Below are 9,467 nucleotides of genomic sequence, written 5' to 3'. Positions count from 1 at the left end.
CCTGCGGCGCGGGATACGGGCGCTGCGCGCCCGGCCCGGAATGGCGATTCGGCAAGCCGAATCGCAAAAACGTACGTACATAACAGGAAATGCTGCGCCTTTCCATCGCTTACCATTCTGTGCCCGGTCCGCCATTCCTTGCAGGAATGGCGGACCGGGTCCCCGCTGCGCGGGGTTGGCGGACCGCTACTGGCGCTGCCGGCTGGCCGCGGTCCAGCCCGGTCGGAAGCCGACCCCCAGCGCCTTGGCCACGAGAGTGGCCAGCGTGCTTACGCCCTCGTCTTCCACCGCCCGCTGCGCGGCCTCACCGGCGATCACCGTCTCGTCCTGCCACCACGCGAGGAAGGCCAGGACGGCCAGCGGGTGCGCAGCGACCCCAGCGGGTGCCTGCCTTACCAGGGCCTCCAACACGCGGCGGGCGCCGTTGACCGTCACCGGGTCCGGCGCGGTCTTCCCGCTGGTGAAGACGCTCTCCAGCAGCTCGGCGAGCAGCGCCTGACTGCTCGGGTCACCGGTGAGCAGCGCGAGGCCGACCGGGTCACCGCCGGGCACCGAGTCGACCATGACGGCGTCTCGAAAGTCCGCCTCCGGCAGGCAGGCCAGCAGCAGGGCGGCGGCGTCCGGGGCGAGCTCGTGGACGGCGTCCGGGTTCGCGCGGGCGCGCTCGGCCTCGTTCTTCCAGGTGAGGAAGGCGGCGTCGACGGTCGGCGCCCCGGCGGCCAGCTCCAGGCGGTAGCGCTCGACCAGGACGGCCACGGACGCCCGGTGCACCTCCGGAGCCGGGGTGAGGCAGGCGAAGAGATCCTCGCGGGTGCCGGCGGACACCGGCACGCCCATGCCGACCAACTCGGCCAGCACGCGGCCGCCGTAGAGGTCTTCCACCAGACCTGTCCGGCTGACCTCCTCCTGCGCCGCCGTGGCCGGCAGGGACCGGTACAGGGTCGGGCCCACGTGCCAGACCTCGAGGACCCCCAGACCGGCCGCGGCCGTGGTCGTCCACAGCGCTTCGAACACCGTGCGCACGCCCGGCGCGGTCTGGGGCTCGACGTCGGCGGTGAAGAGCACCGCGATGACGTGGCTGACCCCGAACCCGTGCAGCTGCTGCCCGAGCTTGCCCAGCAGCGCAGCGGCCTCGGCCTGGTCGTCGGGGAAGTCCGCGCGCGCGACCGGGCCCAGCTGACCGGACGGCGTGGTGATGCCGAGCATGACCAGCGAGTGGTGCGGGTGGAATCCCAGCATGGTGGGAATGGCGCCGAGAAGGTCCCGGGTGTCCGTGATGCGGGTCTTTTGCGCGCTCATTGTGTGGTCCTCTCCGGATCGCACGCGGCGGTCCGGTTCGTGGAGCTGGTCAGGCTCCGTGGGTTGGTAGTGCTCAGCTTAGTGGCGGCGGGTGACAATTTCGGGTGATCCGGGCCAGCTGTTTATCCGCCTGCTGCGTTATGCGTTCGTGATTGTGCCGCCCGGCGTGCCAGGGCCGGCGGCTCGCCGTCCCCGGTCCGATCGCGCCGGGACCCCATGCCGGGTGTGCCGGCCCCCTCTCGTCTGCGGCAGACAGGGGGGCCGGTCGGTCAGCGGTGGGCGTCCAGGAAGGGCAGCGCGGCCCGCCGGATGGCCTCCAGGCGCGCGGGGTTCTCGTGCAGGCCCTGCACCAGATCCGTCAGCGCCTCCGCGAGCCCCTCGGTGAGGCCGAGGGTGTTCCCGTCCTCGTCCGCGCCGCCGGTGAACACCACGGGGCCGCAGTAGGGCTGGCGGCCGAAGCCCATGCCGGCGGCCACGGCGGTGGCGGCGGGGGTTGAGCTCGCAGACGTAGAGCCCTTCGTCGTGGACCCACATCTCCAGCTCGGGGTGCAGGCGCACCACGTCGACGTTGCCGCCCACAGCGGCCTGCAGCGGCTCCAGGAGGCTCCCGGAGGAGCCGGGGCTCCACTCGGCGCGGGTGGCCGCGCCCTCGGTGTTCAGGACGAGGACGGTGACGGTGGCGGTAGCGGTCTCGGGCATGGTGGTTCTCCTGTGCTCGTGGGGCTGGTCAGGCCCCCGGGTTGGTGAGTTCACGGTAGCGCCGGCCTCTGACAGTTCGCAGCACTTCCGGCGGTGGAGCGAGGTCAGTCGGTCAACTGGTGCGCCTGCAGGTGCGGGCCGGTCGTCGTCGTCGTCCCCGGCCACCGCCCGATCAGCACCGCCCCGCCGACGCTGGCCGGGTACGGCTCGACGTGCACCACCTCGAGCACCTGGCCGCTGATGTCCTTGCCTCCCCACCGCGTGCCCGGGGCGCAGGTCACCCGCTGCCCCACCACCCAGGACCGCACGGCGGCGGGGTCCAGCGGGTTGAACAGGGTCGAGTTCGTCGGGTCGCTCACGGCACGTCTCCTGTGCTCGTGGGGCTGGTCAGGCCCCGGGGTTGGTGAGCCCACCGTAGGAGCAGCCACCGACGGTCCACGAGCCGAGGACGCCGGGCCAGCCGGCATGGGGTGCCGCCGAAGCTGACCAGGCGAGAAAGCCCGCCGCCTCTACCCTCAGCGCATGGCAGAGATCGTGGACGAGGGGTACCGGCGTTACGTCGCGGAGCTGAACGTCGCGGTCGCTGCCCACGAGGCGGCGGTCGACGAGTGGCGGCAGGCGCTGAAGAAGCGCGGCTGGCCCGAGGGGAACCCGTTCCCGGTCCCGGTGACCGAAGACGACCCGCTGATCGACGTCTTTAGCCGTGTGCGTGCGGCAGAGGCCGCGGTGTCCGACGTGTTCGCCCGCCGTCCGGAGCTGTGACCCTGGAGGACGACGAGGACCGCCCGTCCTCCCGCCTACTCCCTCCCCCACCTGGGCTGGCGATCACCCAGCGGGACGACTTGGAGTTCGCCCTCGACGGCGCTGAGCGGATGGTCGAGCCGCCCGCGCCTGTGCGGGTGCGCTGGTCGGGCGACTGGTACGAGACGGCCCTGCTGCACGCATGGCAGTACGACGAGACGCGGGGTGGCTGGTTGGGCTGCGTCGAGTACTACCGGGAGTACGCGGCCGGGTTTGGATACGCCGTAGGCCGGTGGACGCCGGCGGCGAACATCGAGCCACGCGGGTGAGCACCGCGGCCGCGACCACCAGCTGGTTCTCCAGTCCCCTAATCGGCGTGGTCGGGACGCTGCTTGGTGCGACGGTCGGGTCCTGGCTGACGGCTGGCCGAGACAGGCGGCGGTACGGCCGCGAACTGTTGACCTCCGTGATCGACCGTCGGACGACCTACCGCGGCGACGTCTGCAACGCCGTGGACTTCTTGATCGTCGCCTACGCGAACGCGGACGACGCCGTGCTGGGCCGCAGGACGGCCATGGCCGCTGAGCGGCTGGACGGTGTGGAGGAACGCTGGCGGGAGGTGCTGACTCGTCGGTACGTCTATGCCGAGCCGGGACTGCAGGAGGCGATGGTGGCCTTCGACATCGTCCGGGAGGCCGCAGTGCGCGCGGTCACCCACAAGGACGAGCCCTCGATCCTTCTGAGCCGCCAACGGCTCGACGCGGCCCGCTTCGGTGTCCTCGATGCCGTGCAGCTCGGAGGGCAGGAGCTGAACGAGGAGCTCGCCCGTCAGCTAATGCCGGCCCGGGAGAGGCTGTGGCGGGCGCTTCTGCGCCGGCCACTCGTCGAGCCGGCGCCCTTGCCCAGCGAGCTGGGGGAGGCGGCGCAGCGGGCTTCATCGGAGCGGTAGCCGGGTCTCCCGCCGCGGTCCGTCTGGGTCCTCGGTCAGGCGCCAGGACAGGCGGACCCATCCGCCCGGCCGGTCGTGCGGGCCGATGCTGGGGACCGAGAGAGTGGCGGTCGGCAGAACCTCGTCGACGTCGGGCAGGTGCACCGTGTTGCCGCCCGGGTAGATGGGGCTTAGCGCGGTGGCGATGTTGTAGGCGACCTGCGGGCCGCGGTTCCGCAGCACGATGGAGTCGCTGTCCTCCCACTGCAGCTCCCAGGTCACTGCTCTCTCGGCTGCGTCCTCGAGCTGGCGAGCCTCGTCGCGCTGGGCGACGTCGGCGCTGATGCGGGCCGCCTCCGCGCTCGCCTGGGCCGCGTCAGCCGAGCGCTTGGCCCACCGCAGTGCAACCAACGAGACGCCTACCGCCACCAGGGCGACAGCCGCCGACACCCACTCTCCCGCGTCCACGGGGCGACCGTAGATCGTCCGGTGTGGGTCCGCGTCTGTCCTCCACGCCCACCCTCGGCGCCGGCGACGAGCTCATCGCCGTCTGCCTCGCCGCCGACCGAGCTTCGCATCACCATCACCGACCTACCCTGAGCTTCCTCGGCTGACGGCTACCCTGCCGGGCGCCGACGATCACGGGGGTCACCATGCGCCGCACTGCCTTATTTGTCCTGCCCGTCGCTCTAGCCCTGGCCAGCTGTGGTGGCGGGGGCGGGGACGAGCAGGCGTCCGCTAACGTTCCGACCAGCGCAGAAGCCACGAGCGACAGCCCCGACGAGCTGGACCCCACCATGTGCCGGGAGCCCGCCTTTCTCGAGGAGAACACCGAGTTCTGCTTGGGCGGTGGGTACGGCGAATCGAGCGGTGACAGCGGACTGCAAACCATCGAACTGGGCACTCCGTACGAGCTGACCGACTTCGAGGACCCTGCCTCCCTCGAGACGATGACCGTGAACGGCGTCGAGTGCGATTTAACTGAGCTTCCCGGTGGGGCTCCGAACCCGGAGTGGGACGGGTCCGACGACGTCCCGCGGACGATCGCCGCAGTGGCGGACCCGGGCATGACCTTCTGCCAGGTGACGGCCACCTGGCAGAACACCGGCAAGAGGCCGATCACCGGCTGGACCGACTTCGAGAATTTGGTCACGAGCGACGGCACGGAGTACGCGGAAGATGCGACGGCCGAGCAGGCCACGCAGTACATCAACGAGGATTGCTCGCCATACGTCTGCGACACCATCAACCCGGGCACCCCGGCGTTCGACGTGGTGAAGATCTACCAGGTCCCCATGGGGACCACGCCGACCGGCGTGCAGTGGCCGAGGTCGACGATCAACACCGGCCCAGAGGTTCTGTTCCTTTTGGAGTAAGCCCGGACATAGGGACCGTGTCGCCGAAGATTCGCCAGCTCGGGAACCGTTTCGGCGTCAGCGGGGTGCAGACGATCCGCGACGGGGCGCAGCCCTTCGTCGAGTCCGGCCACGTCGAGACGTGCCTTGTTCCTACCCGTCGGTGGGTGCTGCGGACGGTTCGCTACGCACGGCTCTCCCGGGAGCGCCAGGGCGGCCCCCGGTGGCCGGGCTTTCGCCGGCCCAGCGCGGTCTTCTACCGCCTGTCTCCCCAGCCAGCTGTGAGCCTGCCGGGGAGACAGAGGTGACCTCCTCAGACCGGCTGCGGACGAGGGCCGCCAGAACGTCGGCGGCGCCGGTGACCAGCCGGGCGTCGCCGTTGGCGAGGAGGACGTGGCAGCCCACTCAGCACGTGGATGTCACCGGCCCAGGAGCAGCGAACACCGGGCGCGCGATGGCCTGGGCGGCGTGCACCGCCGACAGCGCGCTGGACCGGGCGGCCGCCTCGACGACGACGACCGCGGTCGACAGCGCAGCCAACAGGGCACTGCGGTGCCGGAACCGGACCGAGATCGGTGCAGCGCCGAGCGGGTACTGCGAGACCAGCAGCCCGCCGCCCTCGACGACGCGCTCGAACAGCGCCGCGTGGGCGCTGGGGTAGGGGCGGTCGAGGCCGCCGGCGGTGACCACCACGGTGGTTCCCGGTGCGGCGATCGCTCCCCGGTGCGCAGCGGCGTCATGCCATAGCCGCCGCCGCTGACGACGGTCCAGCCGCGCCCGGCCAGGCCCTGGCCGAACTCGCCGGCGACGTGCTCGCCGTAGGCGGTGCTGGCGCGGGAGCCGACGACCGCGACAGCCCGGTCGACGACGTGGTTCAGCTGGGGGAACCCGCGCACCCACAGGCCCAGCAGGGCCAGGACGCCCTCGGCGTTGAGCGCCGCGGGCCACTCGGCGTCCTCGGGGATGACCAGGCGCGCACCGATGCGCGCACCGGCGGTCAGGGTGTCGTCGGCGGCGCGGACGGAGTCGATCAGGGCCGCCACCTCGAGCGGGGCGGTGTCCCTCCATCAGCTGCTGACGCGCGACGACCGGGCCGACCGCGGCGACGTAGCCGGCGATCTCCCGGGTGAGGTCGCCGGCGCCGGCGCCGATCAGCCAACGCGCGGGCAGCACGGAGCGCCTCCAGCTCCCGGTCAGCGTCGTACCTGGCAGCGGCGGTGGGCGGGGTCGAGTTCAGCTGGTCGCTCATGGTCGAGGTCTCCTCGTGTGCGGTGGGCTGGTCAGGCCCGGGTTGATGACACCAACCTAGCAGCACGTTTTACTGTTCGCAGCACTTAGCGCCGCCGTACGGTCAGCGGCCCCATGGACAGCCACGGCGTCATCCCCCGGGAGGATCGTTAGGCTTGACTATTCGCCTTAGGGGTCTAACGATGAGGTTATGAGTAGTCCGATCGTCGCCGGCCTGACGACCCTCCCCGCCCTCGAGGCCTCCCAGGTCATGAGCGCGCACCCCGAGCTCGCCGACGCCGACGCCCTCGCGCCGCTCGTCTTGGCCGTCACCGCCCGCGACGCCAAGGAAGCCGCGGTCCTCACCGACCTGCTGGCGGTGATGCGGGACCACCTGCGCGATGCCAGCTCGATCCGCAACGCCGTCATGCAAGCACTGCTCCCCACCGACCGGGACTTCCCGGTGCCGCCTGCTCTGCTGGACCAGGTGAACCGCAACGCCAAGGCCCGCGGCGACCTGGCCCGAGAGTTCGGCCTGCTGTCCAGCGCCGACGTCGCCGCCCTGGCGGAGTCCGCCTCCACCAACGCCTCAGCCATGGCCAGCCGGTGGAAGGCCGAAGGCAAGGTGTTCACCACCGGCCCCGCCGGTGGACAGCGGTTCCCCGGGTTCCAGTTCGGCCAGGACGGCCGTCCCCTGCCGGTCATCGCCCAAGTCCTCGTCGTGCTGGGCGAGCGGTTGAGCGGCTGGGAGCTAGCCCTGTGGTTCACCGGCAGCAACGGCTGGCTGGGTGGCGTGCGCCCCGTAGACGTCCTCGACAGCGATGCCGAGCTCGTCGTCGAGGCGGCCGGCCACCTGGCCGCCGAGCTGCTCGGCTGAGCCGAACCCGATGCCACCGGCCGCCCGGCGCCCCTCCCGCGTTCCACCGCCCATCGTCTTCCCGGCGCCGCCGGCCGACGTCACCACGCTTGACCCGCTGATGCGCACCTGGCCGGCCGACCTGGAGTTCCAGCGCTGCTACGACATCGACTGGGGAGCCCGCGAGTTTCACGCCGGAACGCCCAGTCGGCGAGGCCGGTTCCATCCCGTCACCCCCGCCGACGCCAGCGACCCCCTGCCGGTGCTCTACGGCGCCAGCGACGTCGACGGCGCACTGAGCGAGACGGTCTTCCACGACGTGCCGGTTCGGGGCACCAAGCACGTCCCCTACGCCATGCTCCTGCACCGGCTCGTCGTCGCGCTGGTGCCACTGCGGAACCTGACGCTCGTCGACCTGACCAGCCCGGGCCTGCGCCGGCTGGGGCTCGAGCACCGCGAGCTCATCGACTCCGACCCACGCAGCTACCCGGCCACCGCCGCCTGGGCCCGAGCGCTGCACGACCACCCCACCCGGCCCGACGGGCTGCTCTGGGTCTCCCGCCAGCACAACACCAGCACCGCCCTCGTGCTGTTCGGCGATCGCGTCCCGCTCGAGGACCTCACCGCCGCTCCCGGCAGCGTTCCGCTCACCCTCGGCGCGGGCGATGGACTCGACGCCGTCTGCCTGGCCGCCAACCGCGCCGGCATCACCATCACCGAACTGCCCTGACGAATTCCGCCACCTTCTACCGCCCGGCCGGCCGGGCACCCTGCCGGTTGTTCTGGGCGAGATGTCACTGGTCTCGGGGACGCTGGTCCTAGATACCGACCACCTCGACCTCCTCATCAGCGCCGCCACCGCCTACGGCCAGCTGACCAGCACGACCACCGCCGCGTTCAGCCCCACGCACGCAGCAGCGTTAACTGCGGCGACCCCTGACGAGGCCGGCCAACTTCTCCTCGAGGAAAACCTGGCCGCCGCCCGCTGGCGCTCCCACCGCGGCCGCGGCCGGCTGCCAGCCGGGCACCCGATGACCTACCGGCACCGTCCGGTCTCTTACTGGGAGCCGGTGGAGGTCATCAAGGCCGTCCACGCCTACACCCACGCCAGCGCCGACTCCCCTGGTTGGGCCGGTAGCGCCGCACACCGGCTCACCGCCGACGTCGCCCATGCCGCAGCGCAGCGACTGCCCGGTTACGCCGAGGCCCCATGGTGCTGACGTCGCCCCACCCAGCCAGCAGGGACGATCGGGCTGCACGGCACCTGGCGTCCCGACGTCGCCGGCGTGGCCTGGATCAGCCTCCCCGAGCTGCTGCAGCGCTGGGCTGACGCTGGCGCCGTCGTGCTCACCGCGGAGGGCCTCGGCCAGCTGCCCCGACAGCTCCCGTCGCGGACCGGAGCGACCTACGTCTTAGCCCAGCCAGGCAGCCTCGACCCCGACCAGTGACGCAGCGCTTCGGCCATCGGCCAGCCGATCCTCGTCGAGCTGCCCACCGCCGCAGCGTGGCTGCAGAAGCGCCTGCAGCCCGCCGGCGCCGAGCTCGAGTGTCTTACCGTCACGGCGGTGGGCCACACGCGCGTGCAGCCGGGGCCGTTCTCTTCCTAGACTCACTGCGTCCGCGCAAGCGGGCCCACGACGCGCAGTACTCCTGGGTTGGTACCGAGGCACTGCGACAGTCGGATCCCCGGCCGCCGAAGGTTGGTCCCGGAGGCGACCGGGGATCACGGGCTCACCCGCTGGATGCACCGCTCGGCGGGCTGGCGATATGCGCGCCGCCGAGCGACCTGCCTAACACCCCATTCGGCCAGCAGGTTCGCCGACCTTGAATGGCTGCCGCCTTATGCGGCGGGTCGAACCTCCCGTCGCGATCTCCCAGCCGCACCCCAGCTCGTTCTTCATCTTCCCTGTTCGTTGAGCTCCTCAGCGGAGCTCAGCTGGTGACCCACAGAAGATCGTGCAGTGCGCGGCGGTGTCGCGACGGCACATCGTCGATCTCGCTCTGCGAATCCAGCTCCAGTGGGGGCACACGGCCGATGGCCGCCATCGTGGTGACCTCCCAGTGAGCCGGGACACCGAACTCTTCGGCGACTGCGGAGCGGTCGAACGCGCGGAACTGGCGGACGGACAGTCCCAGGGCCTGGGCCTGGAACGTCAGGTGGGCGACGGCCTGGCCGAGGTCGTAGTGGGAGAACTCCGAGTACTCCCAGTCCGTGTCTTCCACGTGGCGGTGGGCCAGGTTGGCGACCAGCAGGCTGGCGGTTGGCGCCCAGGTCGCCGAGCTGCGCGCGAGATGCCGCACCAAGCGGTCATGGACGGGATCACCACGGCGGCCGACGATGAACGCCCAGGGCTGCGAATTG

General features: G+C 71.5%; 14 protein-coding genes and 1 pseudogene. 8 read left to right on the top strand and 7 right to left on the bottom strand.

The features are described from left to right. Window positions 1-186: 186 nt before the first annotated feature. From BLW04_RS23525 to BLW04_RS23515, 3 genes are all read right to left on the bottom strand, one after another. On the bottom strand, window positions 187-1,299 hold the full coding sequence (locus tag BLW04_RS23525; protein WP_091547894.1) for a DUF4192 domain-containing protein: 1,113 nt from the start codon (window positions 1,297-1,299) through the stop codon (window positions 187-189). A 269-nt stretch (window positions 1,300-1,568) separates the two neighbouring features. Next, window positions 1,569-1,775, bottom strand: a complete 207-nt coding sequence (locus BLW04_RS23520; protein ID WP_091547893.1) for a hypothetical protein — start codon at window positions 1,773-1,775, stop codon at window positions 1,569-1,571. 327 nt (window positions 1,776-2,102) lie between these two features. Continuing rightward, on the bottom strand, window positions 2,103-2,357 hold the full coding sequence (locus BLW04_RS23515) for a hypothetical protein (RefSeq protein ID WP_091547892.1): 255 nt from the start codon (window positions 2,355-2,357) through the stop codon (window positions 2,103-2,105). A 163-nt stretch (window positions 2,358-2,520) separates the two neighbouring features. On the opposite strand from BLW04_RS23515, the gene BLW04_RS23510 reads away from it, so the two are divergent. The 3 genes from BLW04_RS23510 to BLW04_RS23500 all read left to right on the top strand — a co-directional run bounded on the left by BLW04_RS23510 (window position 2,521) and on the right by BLW04_RS23500 (window position 3,688). Then, entirely contained in the window at window positions 2,521-2,760 is a 240-nt protein-coding gene (locus BLW04_RS23510; RefSeq protein ID WP_091547891.1) for a hypothetical protein, read from the top strand. After that, a complete protein-coding gene (locus BLW04_RS23505) occupies window positions 2,757-3,068 on the top strand; it encodes a hypothetical protein (RefSeq protein ID WP_091547890.1) in 312 nt (103 codons plus the stop codon). The genes BLW04_RS23510 and BLW04_RS23505 overlap by 4 nt, the downstream gene beginning before the upstream one ends. Window positions 3,069-3,205: 137 nt before the next feature. Further along, window positions 3,206-3,688 (top strand): hypothetical protein, encoded by a 483-nt coding sequence (locus BLW04_RS23500; RefSeq protein WP_139306998.1) that lies wholly within the window; start codon window positions 3,206-3,208, stop codon window positions 3,686-3,688. Here BLW04_RS23500 and BLW04_RS23495 read toward each other — a convergent pair. Beyond that, the gene (locus BLW04_RS23495) at window positions 3,674-4,135 is read right to left on the bottom strand and encodes a hypothetical protein (protein WP_091547888.1); all 462 of its coding nucleotides are present in this window, start codon (window positions 4,133-4,135) and stop codon (window positions 3,674-3,676) included. The two genes, BLW04_RS23500 and BLW04_RS23495, sit on opposite strands and share 15 nt — an antisense overlap. Window positions 4,136-4,320: 185 nt before the next feature. Here BLW04_RS23495 and BLW04_RS23490 point away from each other — a divergent pair, with 185 nt between their 5' ends. Beyond that, window positions 4,321-5,043 carry a DUF4352 domain-containing protein gene (locus tag BLW04_RS23490; RefSeq protein WP_091547887.1) on the top strand — a complete coding sequence of 241 codons (723 nt, stop codon included), beginning with the start codon at window positions 4,321-4,323 and terminating at the stop codon, window positions 5,041-5,043. 384 nt (window positions 5,044-5,427) lie between these two features. Here the strand turns inward: BLW04_RS23490 and BLW04_RS29885 are convergent, their stop codons facing one another. Then, complete coding sequence (locus BLW04_RS29885) at window positions 5,428-5,793, bottom strand: DNA-processing protein DprA (protein ID WP_371327822.1); 366 nt, start codon at window positions 5,791-5,793, stop codon at window positions 5,428-5,430. Beyond that, a pseudogene (locus BLW04_RS29880) lies at window positions 5,775-6,065 on the bottom strand (DNA-processing protein DprA); the annotation flags it as partial. The pseudogene BLW04_RS29880 and the gene BLW04_RS29885, both read right to left, overlap by 19 nt. A 395-nt stretch (window positions 6,066-6,460) precedes the next feature. Between BLW04_RS29880 and BLW04_RS23475 the strand changes: the two are divergent. From BLW04_RS23475 to BLW04_RS27140, 4 genes are all read left to right on the top strand, one after another. Next, entirely contained in the window at window positions 6,461-7,126 is a 666-nt protein-coding gene (locus tag BLW04_RS23475) for a hypothetical protein (protein ID WP_091547884.1), read from the top strand. 10 nt (window positions 7,127-7,136) lie between these two features. After that, complete coding sequence (locus BLW04_RS23470) at window positions 7,137-7,835, top strand: RES family NAD+ phosphorylase (protein ID WP_175484251.1); 699 nt, start codon at window positions 7,137-7,139, stop codon at window positions 7,833-7,835. Window positions 7,836-7,896: 61 nt separating this feature from the next. Then, on the top strand, window positions 7,897-8,325 hold the full coding sequence (locus BLW04_RS23465; protein WP_091547882.1) for a hypothetical protein: 429 nt from the start codon (window positions 7,897-7,899) through the stop codon (window positions 8,323-8,325). 66 nt (window positions 8,326-8,391) lie between these two features. Then, entirely contained in the window at window positions 8,392-8,553 is a 162-nt protein-coding gene (locus BLW04_RS27140; protein WP_175484250.1) for a hypothetical protein, read from the top strand. A 484-nt stretch (window positions 8,554-9,037) separates the two neighbouring features. Here BLW04_RS27140 and BLW04_RS23460 read toward each other — a convergent pair. Beyond that, window positions 9,038-9,467, bottom strand: a 430-nt coding sequence (locus tag BLW04_RS23460) for a nitroreductase family protein (RefSeq protein WP_217631234.1), incomplete at its 5' end; no start/stop codon positions are given.

Origin of the sequence: Modestobacter sp. DSM 44400, from assembly GCF_900107175.1 — a bacterium.
Lineage (GTDB): Bacteria > Actinomycetota > Actinomycetes > Mycobacteriales > Geodermatophilaceae > Modestobacter.
This window is presented reverse-complemented; position numbering and strand designations above follow the sequence as displayed.